This is a genomic window from Streptomyces sp. NPDC001056 (assembly GCF_053598955.1).
Window position 1 is genome coordinate 140,577 of the sequence record NZ_JBSFLI010000006.1, and the last position, 17,211, is coordinate 157,787.

Genomic DNA, 17,211 nt, shown 5'->3' on the forward strand with positions numbered 1-17,211 from the left:
GGGACGAGGCGCGGCACTGCACGGAGGAGAGTTTCTACAGATGCGGTCCGTCCCCCCGATGAGCTGCCCGCTGCACTGTGCTGTTCATCGTTCTTGACCGGATAGTGACTTGTCCAGCCGTAATCCCCGGGTGTTGTGCAAGTGCAACATCCGTGATCACTCGTTCCCGGGCGCGGTCCCTGGTGGGAGCCTTGATCGGAACCCGGATTGGAACCCCGGGGCGGTCATCCTGGAGGATGGGGGTATGACCGCCCAGATTCTCGATGGCAAGGCCACCGCAGCCGCGATCAAGTCCGATCTGACCGTCCGCGTGGCGGCGCTGAGGGAGAAGGGCGTCACGCCCGGCCTCGGCACGATCCTGGTCGGGGACGACCCCGGCAGCCGCAAGTACGTCGCCGGCAAGCACCGCGACTGCGCCGAGGTGGGCCTCGCCTCCATCCAGCGGGAGCTGCCCGCCACCGCCACCCAGGAGGAGATCGAGGCGGTCGTCCGCGAACTCAACGAGGACCCGGCCTGCACCGGCTACATCGTCCAGCTGCCACTGCCCAAGGGCATCGACGAGAACCGCATCCTGGAGCTGATGGACCCGGCGAAGGATGCGGACGGCCTGCACCCGATGAACCTCGGGCGTCTGGTCCTCAACGAGCCCGCCCCGCTGCCCTGCACCCCCAACGGCATCCTCACCCTGCTGCGCCGTTACGGCGTGGAGACCAAGGGCGCCGAGGTCGTGGTCGTCGGCCGGGGCGTCACCATCGGGCGCCCGATGCCGCTGCTGCTCACCCGCCGCAGCGAGAACGCCACCGTGACCCAGTGCCACACCGGCACCCGCGATCTGTCCGCCCACCTCAAGCGGGCCGACATCGTGATCGCCGCGGTCGGCTCCCCGCACCTGATCCGTGCCGAGGACATCAAGCCCGGCGCGGCCGTCCTCGACGTCGGCGTCTCCCGCAACGCCGAGGGCAGGATCGTCGGCGATGTCCACCCGGACGTCACCGAGGTGGCCGGCTTCATCTCCCCGAACCCCGGCGGCGTCGGCCCGATGACCCGGGCCCAGCTGCTGGTCAACGTGGTCGAGGCGGCGGAGCGCAGTGCCGGCTGAGGACACGCGGGACGGCGAGGAGACCGTCCGCGACGCGATCAGCGCCCCCGACGCCGAGGGGCGCCCGCGGCGGGTCACCCGCCGCTTCCCGTTGTTCACCAGGGACACCGCGCGGCCGGAGGGCGGCGGCCGGGCCGCGCCCGGCGGCGCGCCCGCGCCCGCCCGGCAGTGGCCCCTGCTGGTGGTGCTGGGCACGACCGCGCTCGGTCTGCTGCTGACCGCGTTCGACGCGTTCCGCGTCGGCACCCTCCTGATCGGCGCCGCGCTGCTGGCCGGCGCGGTGCTGCGCTGGATGCTGCCCGGCGTGGGCATGCTCGCGGTCCGCTCCCGCTTCACCGACATCAGCACCTACGGCGTCCTCGGCCTGGCGATCGTCCTGCTGGCCCTGATGGCGCAGCCGCATCCCTTGCTGGAGATCCCCTTCCTGAAGGACACGCTGCACTTCACGATGACCAAATAGGGCTGGTGGTGCGGTGGTTCGTCCCCACCCCCGACGGGGGACGAACCGCCGCCCGACACACCCTGGCTGGTGACGAACGGCCTGATCAACGGCTGTCTTCGCGCTGTGGCACGGAAGTGACCGTTCCGCTGAACGGTGACCGCTCGGTACGAAAGTGGGGATGAGGGGGGAGACGATGCCTCGTTGGAAGACCTTGCCGAACGAACTCGACCCGGAAATCAAGGAGTTCGTCAGCCAGCTGCGGTGGCTCGTGGACCTCGGCGGCCTGGACGCCGCGGCCCTGGCCGACCGTACGGGGTACGGCAGGGCGTCCTGGGACAGTTACCTCGACGGCCGGCTGCTCGCCCCCAAGGGCGCGGCCGTGGCGCTCGCCGAGGCGGCGGGGACCAGCCCGGTCCCGATCATCACGATGTGGGAACTGGCGGAACGGGCGTGGAGCCGGGCGGAGTTGGGGTACGAGCACACGGGGCCCGCGCGTCGGGCCTCCGGTGGTCCTGCGGTGCGGGCCGTGAACAGGACCGAGGGCGGCACGCTCGCCGTCCCGAGGGTTCCGGCTCAGCCGACGGCCGCGGAGGCGGGGGAGCGCGGGGGGACGGCGGCAGGCGCGTCCGGCGGCAACTCGTGGGGGCTGGCCGGGTATCGGGGGCCGTCGCGGGCGAGCGCCAAGCCCGGAGCGCGGCCGGAGCCGGTGGCCGCCGACGCTCCGGAACCCCGGAGCCCCCAGAGCCCTCAGAACCGCCAGGACTCCCAGGACTCCCAGGACTCCCAGGACCCACAGGGCTCCCAGGGCCTCCGGAGTCCTCAGGAACCCCGGAGTCCTCAGGAACGCGACGCCGTACGGCCCTCCGGGGCCCGGCCCGGGTACCGGCAGCCGATGCTGATGTTCCTCGCCGGGTTCGTGGCCGTGCTGCTGATCATCCTCGGCGTCGTCCACTTCACCGGATCCCGTGCCGGCGGCAGGCACGAGGCCGCGGCGAAGCGGCCCGCCCCGAGCGCCAGCCCGAAGGCGAGCCTCCCGCCGGGCGTCGAGTGCGCGGGCTCGGGCTGCGTGGGCAAGGACGCCGAGTCCATGGGGTGCAGCGGCGACCAGGTGACCACCGCCCAGGCCGTCGCCCTCGGCGCCACCACCCTCGAAGTCCGCTACAGCAAGGTCTGCGGCACGGCGTGGGGCCGGATCACCGGCGCCGTGCCCGGCGACAAGGTCGAGGTCACCGGGGCGCGGGCCAGGGTCCGGGAGGCGGGCCAGGTCACCCAGGTGGGCGACACGATCGCGTACACGCCGATGATCGCCGTACGGGACCCGGGCGAGGCGAGGGCGTGCGCCACGCTCGCGTCGGGCCGTACGGGCTGCACGCGGTGAAACCGAACGGATGAATTCGGGATCGGTACGCATGCCCGGCCGAGAACTGGGCACGCGACCGGTCCCCCCCCACGGGAGACCGGCGAGCCGGTACCCCCACCGGCGGCCGTTCCCGTCCACCCTCTCCGGACGGACGGCCGCCCTTTTCGTTCCCCTCGCGATCTTCTGTGGGGTGAGCCACAGGGCCCCGCACGTCTCGCATGCCGGATGCGCGATAGCCTGATCGCTGGATCTCTCTTGATACCAAGAGATCGATCATTCGCCCGGGGCAGGGACGCCCCACCGCCAGCTGTCATACGGAGAACGCCATGACCCGCACTCCCGTGAACGTCACCGTCACCGGCGCGGCCGGCCAGATCGGTTACGCCCTGCTCTTCCGCATCGCCTCCGGCCAGCTGCTCGGGGCGGACGTTCCGGTCCGCCTGCGCCTCCTGGAGATCACCCCGGCGCTCAAGGCCGCCGAGGGTACGGCCATGGAGCTGGACGACTGCGCCTTCCCGCTGCTCCAGGGCATCGACATCAGCGACGACCCGAACGTCGCCTTCGACGGCGCCAACGTCGCGCTGCTGGTCGGCGCCCGCCCCCGCACCAAGGGCATGGAGCGCGGTGACCTGCTGGAGGCCAACGGCGGCATCTTCAAGCCGCAGGGCAAGGCCATCAACGACCACGCCGCGGACGACATCAAGGTCCTCGTCGTCGGCAACCCGGCCAACACGAACGCGCTGATCGCGCAGGCGGCGGCGCCGGACGTACCGGCCGAGCGGTTCACCGCGATGACCCGTCTGGACCACAACCGGGCGCTGACGCAGCTGGCGAAGAAGACGGGCTCCACCGTCGCCGACATCAAGCGGCTGACGATCTGGGGCAACCACTCCGCCACGCAGTACCCGGACATCTTCCACGCCACGGTCGGCGGCAAGAACGCGGCCGAGGTCGTGGGCGACGAGAAGTGGCTGGCCGAGGACTTCATCCCGACCGTCGCGAAGCGCGGCGCGGCGATCATCGAGGCCCGTGGCGCGTCGTCGGCCGCGTCCGCCGCGAACGCCGCGATCGACCACGTGTACACCTGGGTCAACGGCACGGCCGAGGGCGACTGGACGTCCATGGGCATCCCGTCCGACGGTTCGTACGGCGTCCCCGAGGGCCTCATCTCCTCCTTCCCGGTCACCACGAAGGACGGCAAGTACGAGATCGTCCAGGGCCTGGAGATCAACGAGTTCTCCCGTTCGCGCATCGACGCGTCGGTGAAGGAGCTGTCGGAGGAGCGCGAGGCGGTTCGCGAGCTCGGCCTGATCTGACCTTCGCCGCCGGCGGTTCGGCAGTAAGAACTCACGTGGGCCCCGCTCCGGTTTCTCCGGAGCGGGGCCCACGTGTGCGTGCCGTCCGGTCTGTCCGTTTTCCACCGCCTTTTTAGTGACGCCGCGCACTATCGGTCGCCGATTCCGCATGCAAACGGAGCTCTTGGGCAGGGGGCCACGGTCCCTGAGTCCGCCCTCCGCGTGACACAGGGGCGCCGAACAGTAACGGAAGGCAACACCGATCATGGCGGAAAGCAGCACGGCCCGACAGACCCGGGCGACCATCCACGCGGCAGGCGAGTGGCTGGCGGCGATCTCCGGGGCGACCCGGGAGATCCTCGACCCCGCGGACGCCCGGCCGTTCGCCGTGGTCGCGGAGGGTGACGAGAGGGACGCCGAACGCGCCGTGGCCGCGGCCCGGCAGGCGTTCGACCACGGCCCCTGGCCCCGCACCCCCGTCGCCGAGCGCGCCGCCCTGCTGCGCCGCGTCGCCGACCTCCTCGTACGCGATCGCGAAGCGCTCGGCCGGCTGGAGGCCCAGGACGCGGGCAAGACCGTGGAAGAGGGCCGGATCGACATCGACTGCGTCGCCGACGCCTTCCGCTACTTCGCCGACCTGGTGGCCGCCGAGGCCCCCGGCCGGGTCGTGGACGCCGGCTCGCCCGACGTCCACAGCGTCGTCGTGCACGAGCCGGTCGGCGTCTGCGCGCTGATCACCCCCTGGAACTACCCGCTGCTCCAGGCCAGCTGGAAGATCGCCCCGGCGCTCGCGGCCGGCAACACCTTCGTGATCAAGCCCAGCGAGATCACCCCGATGACCACCGTCGCGCTGATCGGCCTGCTCGCCGAGGCCGGGCTGCCCGCGGGCGTCGCCAACATCGTCACCGGCCCCGGCCACACCGTCGGCGGCCGGCTCGCCGAGCACCCCGACGTGGACCTCGTCTCCTTCACCGGCGGACTGGTCAGCGGCACCAAGGTCGCCCAGGCCGCCGCGCCGGGCGTGAAGAAGGTCGCCCTCGAACTCGGCGGCAAGAACCCCAACGTGGTCTTCGCCGACGCCTGCGCCACCGAGGAGGGCTTCGACACCGCCGTCGACCAGGCCCTCAACGCGGCCTTCATCCACAGCGGCCAGGTCTGCTCGGCCGGCGGCCGGCTCATCGTGGAGGAGTCGGTGCGCGAACGCTTCGTCGCCGAACTCGCCCGCCGCGCCCAGCGGATCAGGATCGGCCGCGGCACCGAGGACGGCGTCGAGGTCGGCCCGCTCGTCTCCGAGCAGCAGCGCGCGAAGACCGAGGCGTACGTCGCCTCCGCGCTCGCCGAGGGCGCGGTGCTGCGCTGCGGCGGCAAGCGCCCCGGACCCGCCCCCGGGCGGCCCGAGTCCGGCTACTTCTACGAGCCGACCGTCCTCGACGGCTGCCACCGCGAGATGAGGGTCGTCCGCGAGGAGGTCTTCGGACCCGTCCTCACCGTCGAGACCTTCACCACCGAGGACGAGGCCGTCCGCCTCGCCAACGACACCGAGTACGGCCTCGCCGGCGCCGTGTGGACCGCCGACCCCGGCAGGGCCCGGCGCGTCGCGGCCCGGCTGCGCCACGGCACCGTCTGGATCAACGACTTCCACCCCTACCTGCCGCAGGCGGAGTGGGGCGGCTTCGGCAAGAGCGGCACCGGCCGCGAGCTGGGCCCCGCCGGGCTCGCCGAGTACCGGGAGACCAAGCACGTCTACCAGAACCTCGCGCCGAAGCCGGTGCGCTGGTTCGCCGGCTGAGCCCGACGCCGTCCGCCCGCGCCGGGACCGGCCGGGCCCGAGACCTCTCGACAATCCCCTGGAGCAGTACCCCCATGTCCCACACCCCCCACCTCTACGACTACGTCGTCGTCGGCGGCGGCACCGCGGGCTCGGTCATCGCCTCCCGCCTCACCGAGGACCCCGACGTCACCGTCGCGGTCATCGAGGGCGGTCCGAGCGACATCGGCCGCGAGGACGTCCTCACCCTGCGCCGCTGGCTGGGCCTGCTGGGCGGCGACCTCGACTACGCGTACACGACGGTCGAGCAGCCGAACGGCAACTCGCACATCCTGCACAGCCGCGCCAAGGTCCTCGGCGGCTGCTCCTCGCACAACACCCTGATCTCCTTCAAGCCGCTGCCGTCCGACTGGGACGAGTGGGAGCAGGCCGGCGCCGAGGGCTGGGGCGCGGTGCCGATGGAGGCGTACTACGCCCGGCTGCGCAACAACATCGTGCGCGTCGCCGACAAGGACCAGAACGCCATCGCCAAGGACTGGATCGACGCGACGAAGACCGCGGTCGGCGTCCCCGAGGTGACCGGCTTCAACGACAGGCCGTTCCACGAGGGGGTCGGCTTCCTCGACCTCGCCTACCACCCGGAGGACAACAAGCGCTCCTCCGCCTCCGTGGCCTACCTCCACCCGCACATGGAGGCCGGCGACCGCCCCAACCTCACTCTGCTGCTGGAGACCTGGGCGTACCGGCTGGAGTTGGACGGCAAGCGCGCCACCGGCGTCCACGTGCGCACCAAGGACGGCGAGGAGCGGCTGATCGGCGCCCGCCGGGAGGTCGTCGTCTGCGCCGGCGCCGTCGACTCGCCGCGCCTCCTGCTGCTGTCCGGCATCGGCCCGAAGCGGGACCTGGAGGAGCTGGGCATCCCGGTCGCGCACGACCTGCCGGGCGTCGGCGAGAACCTCCAGGACCACCCCGAGTCGGTGATCGTGTGGGAGACCAACCGGCCGCTGCCGGAGAACTCGGCGATGGACTCCGACGCCGCGCTGTTCGTGCGCCGGGACCCGTCGCTCGACGCCCCCGACCTGATGTTCCACTTCTACCAGATCCCCTTCACCGACAACCCCGAGCGGCTGGGCTACGAACGCCCCGAGCACGGCGTGTCGATGACCCCGAACATCCCCAAGTCCCGTGCCCGCGGCCGTCTTTACCTCACGAGCGCAGACCCGCGGGACAAGCCCGCCCTCGACTTCCGCTACTTCACCGACGAGGACGGCTACGACGCGCGGACCCTGGTCGACGGCGTGAAGATCGCCCGCGAGATCGCGAGGACCGAGCCGTTCGCCGGCTGGCTTGAGCGCGAGGTCTTCCCCGGCCCCGAGGTCACCGACGACGAACAGCTCGGCGAGCTGCTGCGCAAGGCCCACCACACCGTCTACCACCCCGCCGGAACCTGCCGGATGGGCGCCGTTGACGACGAACTCGCCGTTGTCGACCCCGAGTTGAAGATCCGGGGCCTCGACGGCGTTCGCATCGCCGACGCGTCCGTCTTCCCGACCCTTCCCGCCGTCAACCCGATGATCGGGGTGCTGATGGTCGGGGAGAGGGCCGTCGATCTGATCGGAGGCGATCGCCGATGACCACCACCGTCCCCACCCGCAAGCCGCCCACCACCGCCGACGCCCCGGTCTTCGCCGTCTCCGGCCTGTGGAAGGTCTTCGGCCCCAAGCCCGAGCGCGTCCCGGCCGACCCTGACCTCGGCGCCCTCGACGCGGCCGAGCTGCGCGCCCGCACCGGCTGCACCGCCGCCGTCCGGGACGTCTCCTTCGACGTCCGCAAGGGCGAGGTCTTCGTGGTCATGGGCCTGTCCGGCTCCGGCAAGTCCACCCTCGTGCGTTGCCTGACCCGGCTCATCGAGCCGACCGCGGGCACCATCGCCATCGACGGCGAGGACGTACGGGCCATGGACAAGTCCCGGCTGCGCGAACTGCGCCGCCACCGCGCCGCGATGGTCTTCCAGCACTTCGGCCTGCTCCCGCACCGCAGCGTGCTCGACAACGTCGCCTACGGCCTGGAGATCCAGGGCGTCGGCAAGGCCGAGCGCCGCGAGCGCGCCGCCGGGATCGTCGCCAAGGTCGGCCTCGCCGGCCTGGAGCACCGCCGCCCCGGCCAGCTGTCCGGCGGTCAGCGCCAGCGCGTCGGCCTCGCCCGCGCACTCGCCGTCGACCCCGAAGTGCTGCTCTTCGACGAGCCGTTCAGCGCCCTCGACCCCCTCATCCGCCGCGACATGCAGGACGAGGTCGCCCGGCTGCACCGCGAGGAGGGCCGCACGATGGTCTTCATCACCCACGACCTCGGCGAGGCCCTCAAGCTCGGCGACCGCATCGCCCTGATGCGCGACGGCCAGGTCGTCCAGCTCGGCACCCCCGAGGAGATCGTCGGCTCCCCGGCCGACGACTACGTCCGCGAGTTCGTCAGGGACGTGCCGCGCGAGCAGGTGCTGACGGCGCGCACGGCCATGCGCCCCGCCTCCTCCGCGGAGACCGGCAACGGTCCCGCCGTACGCCCGGACGCCACCGTCGCCGAGGCGATCGAAGCGGTGGCCCGCGCCGGCGAGCCGGCCCGGGTGATGGACGAGGGCAAGTGCCTGGGTGTCGTCGGCCACGAGCAACTGCTGGGCGTGGTGGCCGGTGTGGCGGCCCCGCGGGCCCGTACGACCCCGGAGGCCGTCTGATGGCAACGCTCTCCGTCCCCGCCCTCCGCACCAGGACCCCCGCCGTCCTCAGGAACCGGGCCGCGGCCAAGCTGCTCCTGCTCGCCCTGATCACGGCCGTCCTGCTCCCGCTGCTGCACGGCCACAGCTGGCCCCACCACCTCACGGTCAGCCTCACCGAGCCCCTGACCGACGCCGGCAACTGGATCATCGACAACCGCGACACCCACCCCCTCTTCCTCTACTTCTTCGGCTACGTCAGCAACGCCGTCGTCCTCTCCGTCCGCGCCGTCTACGTCGCCCTCCTCGCCATCGGCTGGCCGGGCGTCACCGCGCTGGGCGCCCTCGTCGCCTGGCGCGTCGCCGGCCCCCGCCTGGCCGCGGGCACCGCCGTGGCCTTCCTGGCCTGCGGCGCCCTCGGCATGTGGGAACCGACGATGCAGACCTTCGCGCTCATGGTCGTCGCCGTCCTCGTCTCCGTCCTCGTCGGTGCCGCCCTCGGCCTGGCCGGCGGCCTCTCCGCGCGCCTCGACCGCGCCCTGCGCCCGGTCCTGGACACGATGCAGGTCCTCCCGGCCTTCGCCTACCTCCTCCCCGTCGTCCTGGTCTTCGGCATCGGCGTCCCCGCGGCCGTCCTCGCCACCGTCGTCTACGCCGCCCCGCCGATGGCCCGCCTCACCGCCCTCGGCCTGCGCGGCGCCGACCCCGAGGTCCTGGAGGCCGTGGAGTCGCTCGGTGCGACCCGCCGCCAGCGGCTGCTGACCGCCCGTGTCCCGCTGGCCCGGAGAGAACTCCTGCTGGGCCTCAACCAGACGATCATGATGGCCCTCTCCATGGCCGTCATCGCCTCCGTCATCGGCGCCGGCGGCCTCGGCGACCGCGTCTACCAGGCCCTGTCCACGGTCGACGTCGGCCAGGCCCTCGCCGCCGGCATCCCGATCGTGCTGCTCGCCGTGGTCCTCGACCGGGTCACCGGCGCGGCCGGTGCCGCCGAGGCCGAGGGGCCCCGGACGATCGGCCGGCCGTACGTGCTCGCCGTCACCGCGGCCGCCGCCCTCGCCGCCCGCCTCCTCGGCGCCCTCGACTGGCCGAACGGCTGGACGGCGCAGATCGCCGCCCCGGTCGACCACGCCGTCGACTGGATGACCTCCCACCTCTACTCCGGCGTCCCGGTCGTCGGCGGCACCGCCGACTGGGCGGCCCACTTCACCACCTGGGTCCTCGACCCGGTCCGCGACGGACTCCAGTGGCTGCCCTGGTGGTCGGTACTGCTGATCGTCGCCGCCCTCGCCTGGCTGATCGGCACCTGGCGCACCGCGCTGACCGCCGTGCTCGCCATGGCCGCGATCGGCGTGCTCGGCGTGTGGGAGCCGTCCCTCGACACCCTCTCCCAGGTGCTCGCCGCCGTCGCCGTCACCCTCGTGCTCGGCTTCGCCACCGGCGTCGCCGCCGCCCGCAGCGACCGGGTGGAGCGCGCCCTGCGGCCGGTCCTGGACGTCTGCCAGACGATGCCGCAGTTCGTGTACCTGATCCCGGTCGTCGCCCTGTTCGGCGTCGGCCGCGCCCCCGCCGTCGCCGCGGCCGTCGTCTACGCGTTGCCCGCCGTCGTCCGCATCACCGCCCAGGGCCTGCGCCAGGTCGACCCGGCGGCCCTGGAGTCGGCGCGCTCGCTCGGTGCCACCGGCCGCCAGCAGCTGTGGCAGGTCCAGCTGCCGCTCGCCCGCCGTGCGTTGCTGCTCGCCGTCAACCAGGGCGTGGTCCTGGTCCTCGCGGTCGTCATCATCGGCGGTCTGGTCGGCGGCGGCGCCCTCGGCTACGACGTCGCCTTCGGCCTCGCCCAGGGCGACCTGGCGACCGGCCTGGTGGCCGGGGCCGCCATCGTCTGCCTGGGCCTGGTGCTGGACCGGGTGACCCAGCCGGCCGAGCGCCGCTCGAAGAAGGGAGCCTGACATGCGGACCCGACTGCGTACGACGATCCCGGTCGCCCTCGCCGTGCTGGGCCTGACCACCGGCTGCGGCGCCGCCGACATGACCGAGCAGGCCAGCCCGTTCGCCCACACCGGCGGCGGCAAGAGCGTCACGCTGTCCGTGCAGTCCTGGGTGGGCGCCGAGTCCAACGTGGCCGTCGCCCGGTACCTGCTGGAGCACGAGCTCGGCTACCGCGTCGACACCGTCCAGGTGGACGAGGTGCCCGCGTGGGACGCGCTGAGCCAGGGCCGGGTCGACGCCATCCTGGAGGACTGGGGCCACCCGGACCAGGAGAAGCGGTACGTCGAGGACAAGAAGACGATCGCGCGCGCCGGTGATCTCGGGGTGACCGGTCACATCGGCTGGTTCGTGCCGACGTACCTCGTCAGGCAGCACCCCGACATCACCGACTGGCACAACCTCGACAAGTACGCCCCCCTCTTCCGCACCGCGGAGAGCGGCGGCAAGGGCCAGCTGATGGACGGCTCCCCGTCCTACGTCACCAACGACAAGGCCCTGGTGAAGAACCTGAAGCTCGACTACCAGGTCGTCTTCGCCGGTTCCGAGGCGGCGCAGATCACCCAGATGAAGCAGTTCGCCAAGGAGAGGAAGCCCTTTCTGACGTACTGGTACTCGCCGCAGTGGCTGTTCGAGAAGGTCCCGATGACGGAGGTGAGGCTGCCGCCGTACAAGGACGGCTGCGACGCGGACGCGGCGAAGATCACCTGCGGCTACCCGCGCACCCCGCTCCAGAAGTACCTCAACGCGAACTTCGCCAGGTCGGGCGGCACGGCGGCGGAGTTCCTGAAGAAGTTCCGCTGGACCACCGACGACCAGAACGAGGTCTCCCTCCTGATCGCCCAGGACGGACTGTCCCCCGATCGGGCGGCCGAGAAGTGGGTGGACAGCCACCCCTCCGTCTGGAAGCGGTGGCTGTCCTGAACGCCCTTACAGGACAAGGTCCTTCGCGGTCTCCCGCAGCGCCGCCATGGCCCTGCGCTGGAGTCCCGGCCCGAACGTGATCCGGGTGGCCCCGAGTTCGCCGAGCGCGGCGGGCGAGGGGCCGCCCGTGTCCAGGCGGGCCAGCGCGTTCAGCGGTCCCTCGATCCCGGCGCGCAGCAGGGGCAGCACGTCCGCCGGGGCCATGATCGGATACACGCACTCGGCGCCCGCCGCGACGTACAACGCGGCCCGCTCGATGGCCCGTTCGGGATCGCCGTCGCCGTGCACGAAGGTGTCGACGCGGGCGTTGAGGAAGATCCGCCCGGCGGCGGCCTCCCGGAACCCGGCCAGGTAGTCGGCGTGCTCCCGCGGGTCCTTGAGCACGCCCCCGGTGGAGTCCTCGATGTTGCAGCCGACGACCCCCGCCGCCAGCAGCCGCTCCACCAGCTCCGCCGGCGCGATCCCGTAGCCGTCCTCGACGTCCGCCGTGACCGGCACGTCCACCGCCCGCGCGATCCGGGTGACCGCCGCGAACATCTCGTCCGCCGGGAGGTGCCCGTCCTCGTACCCGAGCGCGGCGGCGACCCCCGCGCTCGGGGTGGCCAGCGCCGGGAACCCCGCCTCCGCGAGGGCCCGCGCGCTGGCCGCGTCCCAGGGGCCGGGCAGGACCAGCGGATCACCGTGCGGGCGCCCCCGGTGCAGCGCGCGGAACGCCTCCGCCTTGCCCGGAGCCGCGGTCACCGGTGCTGCCCCGGCTGGTAGTGGCCCGGGGTCATCCGGCAGGTGACGCCGAACCGGTTCCAGGCGTTGATCACCGTGATCGCGGCGATCAGACGGGCCAGCTCGGGCTCGTCGAACTGCTTGGCGGCCCGCTCGTACACGTCGTCCGGCACGAAGCTGTCGGTGAGCACCGTGACCGCCTCGGTCAGCTCGATCGCCGCCAGCTCCTTCTCCGTGTAGAAGTGCCGCGACTCCTCCCACGCGCTGAGCTGGATGATCCGCTCCACGCTTTCGCCGGCCGCCAGCGCGTCCTTGGTGTGCATGTCCAGGCAGAAGGCGCAGTGGTTGAGCTGCGAGGCGCGGATCTTCACCAGTTCGAGGAGCTTCGGGTCGATCCCCTGCCGGGCGGCGATGTCCAGCCGGACCATCGCCTTGTACACGTCCGGGACGTGCTCGCTCCAGTTCAGGCGGGGGGCGTGCTCGGTGGCGTACTCGGTGTTCTCGTCCGTGTTCATGCCTCCAATCTAGAAGCGAGGCAGCCCAGGAGTATGGTCCATTTCCATGGTGGAATCCTGGGCCACTCTGGGCGTCGACCTGCATCTGGAACCGGTCGGCGCGGGCGGGCTGCGCCGGGGCCTGACCGATGCCCTGCGCGACGCGGTGCGCACCGGCCGCCTCGCCCCCGGCACCCGGCTGCCCTCCTCCCGGACCCTCGCCGGCGACCTCGGCATCGCCCGCAACACGGTCGCCGAGGCCTACGCCGACCTGGTCGCCGAGGGCTGGCTCACCGCCCGGCAGGGCTCCGGCACCCGGGTCGCCGAACGCGCCGTGGTCCCGCCGAGGGGCCCCGCCCGCCAGCCCCGGGTCCCCGCCCGGCCCACCCACAACCTGGTCCCCGGCACCCCCGACCTCGCCGCGTTCCCCCGCGCGGAGTGGGCCAGGGCCGCCCGCCGCGCCCTGACCGCCGCCCCCAACGAGGCGCTCGGCTACGGCGACCCGCGCGGCCGCGTCGAACTGCGCACCGCCCTCGCCGGCTACCTCGCCCGCGTCCGGGGGGTGCGCGCCGACCCCGACAACCTGGTCGTCACCGCGGGGTTCTCACACGCCCTGCGCGTCCTCGGCCCGGTGCTGCACGCCCGCGGGGTGCGCTCGGTGGCCGTCGAGTCGTACGGCCTCGACGTCTACTGGGGCCTCCTCCAGGCCGCGGGCCTCGCCACCCCCGCGCTGCCATGGGACGAACTCGGCACGGACACCCGTCCGTTGGGCACCGAGGGCGCCGTACTCCTCACCCCGGCCCACCAGTTCCCCATGGGCATGCCCCTGCACCACGACCGGCGCACGGCCGTCGTGGACTGGGCACGGCGGAACGACTCCCTCGTCCTGGAGGACGACTACGACGGGGAGTTCCGCTACGACCGCCAGCCCGTCGGCGCGCTCCAGGGCCTCGACCCCGACCGCGTCGTCTACCTCGGCACCGCCAGCAAGTCCCTCGCCCCCGGCATCCGGCTCGGCTGGATGGTGCTGCCGCCGGCCCTCGCGGAGGAGGTGATCGAGGCCAAGGGGCACGCCGACACCGTGGGCGTCCTCGAACAGCTCACCCTCGCCGAGTTCCTCACCTCCGGCGCCTACGACCGCCAGGTCCGCTCCGCCCGGCTGCGCTACCGGCGCCGCCGCGACGCCCTCACCGCGGCCGTCGCCGAACGCGCCCCCGGCGTCCACGTCACCGGCATCGCCGCCGGCCTGCACGCGGTCCTGCGCCTGCCGCCCGGCACCGAACCCTCCGTCATCCAGGCAGCCGCGTGGCAGGGCCTCGCCCTGCACGGCCTCTCCTTCCACCGCCACCCCGAGGCCCGCGCCGAGCACGTGGACGCGCTGGTGGTGGGGTACGGGACGCCCCCGGACAGCGCGTGGTCGGCGGCGCTGGAGGCCCTGTGCAGGGCGTTGCCGTAGGGAACGTGAGGCCGGCCGGAGGCGAACACCGTACGAGGAAGCCGCGGTTGAACGACCCTCATGGACGACCGCCTCTGCACGGCCGGCCCCCTCAGCCGACCCCCGCCCCCTCGGCCGCAGCCTCCTCCACCGGCGTCTCCCCGAACCGCGCCAGCGCCAGCGCTCCCGCCACCGCCACCAGGAACCCCAGGACGGCCAGCCAGGCCATGCCCTCGCGGGTGCGGTCGCCCAGCCAGACGACGCCGATCGCGGCGGGACCGATCGTCTCGCCGATCACCATCCCGGCCGTCGCCGTCGTGACCGAGCCGCGCTGGACGGCCGAGGTGAGCAGCATGAAGGCGGCACCCCCGCCGATCACCAGGGCGTAGGCGGCCGGGTTGGTGAGCAGCGTGCCCGGTGCGAGGCTGTCGATCAGCCGGACCGACACCTCGACCACCCCGAACCCGAACCCGGCCCCGAGCCCCAGCACGAGCCCCCGCGACCTCCCGGACAACCGCCCGCCCGCGAACGCGAGCAGCAGCAACCCGACCGCCACCGCGAGCATCACCCACCGCAGCACGTCCGACCCGGCCCGCGCGCCCTCCGGCCCGGAGGCGAGCCCCAGCATCGCGAGCCCGGCGCACACCACGCCCACCGCACCCCATTCGGTGCCGCTGAGCCGCACCCGCAGCAGCCGCGCCGCGACCACCGCCGTCACCGCGAGGCTGGCCGCGAGGGCCGCGCCGACCGCGTAGATCGGCAGCGAGCGCAGCGCCGCGATCTGGAACAGGAACCCCAGCCCGTCCAGCGCGAGCCCCGCGAGGTACCGCCACTGCCGCAACGCCCGCAGCAACAGCGCCGCCTCACCGCCCCCACCCGGCCCCGCCTGCCGCGCCGCGACCGCCTGCAACACCGTCGCGGTACCGAAACAGACCGCCGCGCCAAGGGCGCACACCATTCCAAAGAGCACAAAGGGACTCTAAGCGAGTCCTGTCATGCTCACCCCCCTTGGCCGGTTCTCTCACCCATCTCTAGGCTTGGCGCACCGCACATCGCACACGGGGGAGACGAGAACATGGCCGAAACCAGGCGACGGCTGCGCTCGGGCACGGTGGTGCTGGGGAGTGCCGGGCTGCTGGCCGCCGCGCTCACCGCCTGTTCGTCGGAGCCGGACAAGCGCTGCGTGGACCAGGACAGCTACAACTACGCCAAGGGCTACAAGGTCGTCTCGAACAAGAACTGCGGCTCCGTCAAGACGGGGGACGGCGCCTGGTACTACGGCGGCAAGAAGAAGGGCTCCTGGGTGGACGGCGGTTCCTTCACCGAGCCGCGCCACGGTTCCGGGCACTCCACGAGCCACTCCTCGACGCACCACGGCACCGGTGGGGTGCACCGCGGCGGCTTCGGCGGCGGTTCGCACAGCTCCGGCGGCTGACCGGGGCATCGGATGGAACGCCGTACCACCACCCCGCGTCCCGGCTGGCAGCGCACCGTCGAGGAGCAGGGGCTGATCTACCCGCTCACCCGGCACCCCGACGGAAGCCTGCGTCCGTACTGGGACGAGAGCGCGTACTACGTCTTCTCGCTCCCCGAGGTCGAGGCGCTGGAGGAGACCGTCGCCGAGCTGCACGCCATGTGCCTCGCGGCCGCCGAGCACATCGTGGCGGAGGACCGCCTCGCCGACCTCGGCATCACCGACCCGCGGGTCGCCGCCGCGGTCACCGAGTCCTGGCACCGCCGTGCCGAACTGCCCTCCTTCTACGGCCGTTTCGACCTGCGCTACGACGGAACGGGCCCGGCCAAGCTGCTGGAGTACAACGCGGACACCCCCACGTCCCTGGTGGAGGCCGCCTCCCCGCAGTGGTTCTGGATGGAGGACCGCTTCCCGGGCGCGGACCAGTGGAACTCCCTGCACGAACGCCTGGTGGACTCCTGGCGCAGGCAGGCCGCGCTGCTGCCGCCCGGCAGCCCGCTGCACTTCGCGCACTCCGCCGCCGACGAGCTGGGCGAGGACCTGATGACGGTCGCCTACCTGAAGGAGACCGCGGAGCAGGCGGGTCTGGACACCGACTGGCTCGCCATGGAGGAGATCGGCTGGGACACCCTCTCCGGCCGCTTCGTGGACAACCGGCTCCGGTTCATCCGCGCCCTGTTCAAGCTCTACCCCTGGGAATGGCTCACCACCGACGCCTTCGGCGGCCACGTCCTGGACACCCTGGACAACGGCGGCGGCACCGGCAGCACCCTGTGGATCGAGCCCGCCTGGAAGATGCTCCTCAGCAACAAGGCCCTCCTGGCCGTCCTGTGGGACCTCCACCCCGGGCACCCCAACCTCCTCCCGGCCCACCTCGACGGCCCCCGCGACCTCGCCACCACCACCGGCTACGTCGCCAAGCCCCTCCTGGGCCGCGAGGGCGAGGGCATCACCCTGCACCCGCCGGGCACCCCACCCGCCGACCACCCCGAAGCCCGCTGCTACCAGCAACTCGCCCCCCTGCCCACCTTCGACGGCAACCACGTCGTCCTCGGCGCCTGGGTCATCGACGACGAGCCCGCGGGCCTCGGCATCCGCGAGTCCGCGGGCCCCGTCACGGACGAGTACGCCCGCTTCGTGCCGCACGTGATCCTCTGACGCCGGCGCACGTCCGGGAACGCCCGTTCGTGGGCGTCCTCCCCGGGGCCGGTCCGTCGAACAGCACGGTGGAGGTCACGCAGACCGGGCGCCGCAGGCCGTGGCGGGCCATGGCCCGGGTGACGTGGGCGACGCCCGCCGAGTACACCGCGGCCTGCGCCCGGCCCTCGACGAGCCGTCCACGCCCTCGCCCGCATGGTGGACGCCGGATCTCCGCCCTCCGGCGCGGCCGGTACGCTGAGCCACGGGCCGTGACTGGCGCGCTGGGATGGGACGGACCATCGGGGAGCGGCCTTGCGGGAAACAGTGCCGTGCGCCTGGGCCGAACGTGAACGCTGAAACGCACGCC

15 protein-coding genes and 1 riboswitch are annotated in these 17,211 nt (G+C 72.8%); of the genes, 12 read left to right on the forward strand and 3 right to left on the reverse strand.

The window, feature by feature from the left end:
* Positions 1-244: 244 nt before the first annotated feature.
* The 9 genes from ACWDD7_RS09875 to ACWDD7_RS09915 all read left to right on the forward strand — a co-directional run bounded on the left by ACWDD7_RS09875 (position 245) and on the right by ACWDD7_RS09915 (position 11,581).
* Positions 245-1,099 carry a bifunctional methylenetetrahydrofolate dehydrogenase/methenyltetrahydrofolate cyclohydrolase gene (locus ACWDD7_RS09875; protein WP_450456971.1) on the forward strand — a complete coding sequence of 285 codons (855 nt, stop codon included), beginning with the start codon at positions 245-247 and terminating at the stop codon, positions 1,097-1,099.
* The gene (locus ACWDD7_RS09880; RefSeq protein ID WP_351877065.1) at positions 1,089-1,559 is read left to right on the forward strand and encodes a DUF3017 domain-containing protein; all 471 of its coding nucleotides are present in this window, start codon (positions 1,089-1,091) and stop codon (positions 1,557-1,559) included. The genes ACWDD7_RS09875 and ACWDD7_RS09880 overlap by 11 nt, the downstream gene beginning before the upstream one ends.
* A 175-nt stretch (positions 1,560-1,734) precedes the next feature.
* Positions 1,735-2,919 carry a DUF2690 domain-containing protein gene (locus tag ACWDD7_RS09885; RefSeq protein ID WP_450456972.1) on the forward strand — a complete coding sequence of 395 codons (1,185 nt, stop codon included), beginning with the start codon at positions 1,735-1,737 and terminating at the stop codon, positions 2,917-2,919.
* A gap of 308 nt (positions 2,920-3,227) precedes the next feature.
* Positions 3,228-4,217 (forward strand): malate dehydrogenase, encoded by a 990-nt coding sequence (locus ACWDD7_RS09890; RefSeq protein ID WP_450456973.1) that lies wholly within the window; start codon positions 3,228-3,230, stop codon positions 4,215-4,217.
* A 244-nt stretch (positions 4,218-4,461) separates the two neighbouring features.
* Positions 4,462-5,985 carry an aldehyde dehydrogenase family protein gene (locus tag ACWDD7_RS09895; RefSeq protein ID WP_450456974.1) on the forward strand — a complete coding sequence of 508 codons (1,524 nt, stop codon included), beginning with the start codon at positions 4,462-4,464 and terminating at the stop codon, positions 5,983-5,985.
* A 74-nt stretch (positions 5,986-6,059) separates the two neighbouring features.
* Positions 6,060-7,598 (forward strand): GMC family oxidoreductase, encoded by a 1,539-nt coding sequence (locus ACWDD7_RS09900; protein WP_450456975.1) that lies wholly within the window; start codon positions 6,060-6,062, stop codon positions 7,596-7,598.
* Positions 7,595-8,692: a quaternary amine ABC transporter ATP-binding protein gene (locus ACWDD7_RS09905; protein ID WP_351866210.1), complete on the forward strand. Its 1,098-nt coding sequence runs from the start codon at positions 7,595-7,597 to the stop codon at positions 8,690-8,692. Before ACWDD7_RS09900 ends, ACWDD7_RS09905 begins: the two co-directional genes overlap by 4 nt.
* Positions 8,692-10,620, forward strand: coding sequence for an ABC transporter permease (locus ACWDD7_RS09910; protein ID WP_450456976.1), 1,929 nt, complete (start codon positions 8,692-8,694; stop codon positions 10,618-10,620). Before ACWDD7_RS09905 ends, ACWDD7_RS09910 begins: the two co-directional genes overlap by 1 nt.
* 1 nt (position 10,621) lies before the next feature.
* Positions 10,622-11,581: an ABC transporter substrate-binding protein gene (locus ACWDD7_RS09915; RefSeq protein WP_450456977.1), complete on the forward strand. Its 960-nt coding sequence runs from the start codon at positions 10,622-10,624 to the stop codon at positions 11,579-11,581.
* A 6-nt stretch (positions 11,582-11,587) separates the two neighbouring features.
* Here ACWDD7_RS09915 and ACWDD7_RS09920 read toward each other — a convergent pair whose 3' ends face one another.
* Positions 11,588-12,322 carry an isocitrate lyase/PEP mutase family protein gene (locus ACWDD7_RS09920; RefSeq protein ID WP_450456978.1) on the reverse strand — a complete coding sequence of 245 codons (735 nt, stop codon included), beginning with the start codon at positions 12,320-12,322 and terminating at the stop codon, positions 11,588-11,590.
* The gene (locus ACWDD7_RS09925; RefSeq protein WP_450456979.1) at positions 12,319-12,816 is read right to left on the reverse strand and encodes a carboxymuconolactone decarboxylase family protein; all 498 of its coding nucleotides are present in this window, start codon (positions 12,814-12,816) and stop codon (positions 12,319-12,321) included. The genes ACWDD7_RS09920 and ACWDD7_RS09925 overlap by 4 nt, the downstream gene beginning before the upstream one ends.
* Before the next feature lie 46 nt (positions 12,817-12,862).
* On the opposite strand from ACWDD7_RS09925, the gene pdxR reads away from it, so the two are divergent.
* Positions 12,863-14,251: a MocR-like pyridoxine biosynthesis transcription factor PdxR gene (gene pdxR / locus ACWDD7_RS09930; RefSeq protein ID WP_450456980.1), complete on the forward strand. Its 1,389-nt coding sequence runs from the start codon at positions 12,863-12,865 to the stop codon at positions 14,249-14,251.
* Positions 14,252-14,342: 91 nt separating this feature from the next.
* On the opposite strand, the gene ACWDD7_RS09935 is transcribed toward pdxR, so the two are convergent.
* Positions 14,343-15,188: a DMT family transporter gene (locus ACWDD7_RS09935; protein WP_450457059.1), complete on the reverse strand. Its 846-nt coding sequence runs from the start codon at positions 15,186-15,188 to the stop codon at positions 14,343-14,345.
* A 117-nt stretch (positions 15,189-15,305) separates the two neighbouring features.
* On the opposite strand from ACWDD7_RS09935, the gene ACWDD7_RS09940 reads away from it, so the two are divergent.
* Both ACWDD7_RS09940 and ACWDD7_RS09945 read left to right on the forward strand, forming a co-directional pair.
* Positions 15,306-15,665 carry a hypothetical protein gene (locus ACWDD7_RS09940; RefSeq protein ID WP_450456981.1) on the forward strand — a complete coding sequence of 120 codons (360 nt, stop codon included), beginning with the start codon at positions 15,306-15,308 and terminating at the stop codon, positions 15,663-15,665.
* Between the two features lie 12 nt (positions 15,666-15,677).
* Complete coding sequence (locus tag ACWDD7_RS09945) at positions 15,678-16,862, forward strand: glutathionylspermidine synthase family protein (RefSeq protein ID WP_450456982.1); 1,185 nt, start codon at positions 15,678-15,680, stop codon at positions 16,860-16,862.
* A gap of 241 nt (positions 16,863-17,103) precedes the next feature.
* A riboswitch (ZMP/ZTP riboswitch) is annotated at positions 17,104-17,192 on the forward strand.
* Positions 17,193-17,211: the final 19 nt, after the last annotated feature.

What these genes read in the sequence shown, in the direction of transcription:
- ACWDD7_RS09890 (WP_450456973.1), top strand. Translation starts at nt 3,228, where the DNA reads ATGACCCGCACTCCCGTGAACGTCACCGTCACCGGCGCGGCCGGCCAG.
- ACWDD7_RS09895 (WP_450456974.1), top strand. Translation starts at nt 4,462, where the DNA reads ATGGCGGAAAGCAGCACGGCCCGACAGACCCGGGCGACCATCCACGCG.
- ACWDD7_RS09915 (WP_450456977.1), top strand. Translation starts at nt 10,622, where the DNA reads ATGCGGACCCGACTGCGTACGACGATCCCGGTCGCCCTCGCCGTGCTG.
- ACWDD7_RS09945 (WP_450456982.1), top strand. Translation starts at nt 15,678, where the DNA reads ATGGAACGCCGTACCACCACCCCGCGTCCCGGCTGGCAGCGCACCGTC.
- ACWDD7_RS09910 (WP_450456976.1), top strand. Translation starts at nt 8,692, where the DNA reads ATGGCAACGCTCTCCGTCCCCGCCCTCCGCACCAGGACCCCCGCCGTC.
- ACWDD7_RS09935 (WP_450457059.1), bottom strand. Translation starts at nt 15,188, where the DNA reads ATGGTGTGCGCCCTTGGCGCGGCGGTCTGTTTCGGTACCGCGACGGTG.
- ACWDD7_RS09940 (WP_450456981.1), top strand. Translation starts at nt 15,306, where the DNA reads ATGGCCGAAACCAGGCGACGGCTGCGCTCGGGCACGGTGGTGCTGGGG.
- pdxR (WP_450456980.1), top strand. Translation starts at nt 12,863, where the DNA reads ATGGTGGAATCCTGGGCCACTCTGGGCGTCGACCTGCATCTGGAACCG.
- ACWDD7_RS09900 (WP_450456975.1), top strand. Translation starts at nt 6,060, where the DNA reads ATGTCCCACACCCCCCACCTCTACGACTACGTCGTCGTCGGCGGCGGC.
- ACWDD7_RS09905 (WP_351866210.1), top strand. Translation starts at nt 7,595, where the DNA reads ATGACCACCACCGTCCCCACCCGCAAGCCGCCCACCACCGCCGACGCC.
- ACWDD7_RS09925 (WP_450456979.1), bottom strand. Translation starts at nt 12,816, where the DNA reads ATGAACACGGACGAGAACACCGAGTACGCCACCGAGCACGCCCCCCGC.
- ACWDD7_RS09885 (WP_450456972.1), top strand. Translation starts at nt 1,735, where the DNA reads ATGCCTCGTTGGAAGACCTTGCCGAACGAACTCGACCCGGAAATCAAG.
- ACWDD7_RS09875 (WP_450456971.1), top strand. Translation starts at nt 245, where the DNA reads ATGACCGCCCAGATTCTCGATGGCAAGGCCACCGCAGCCGCGATCAAG.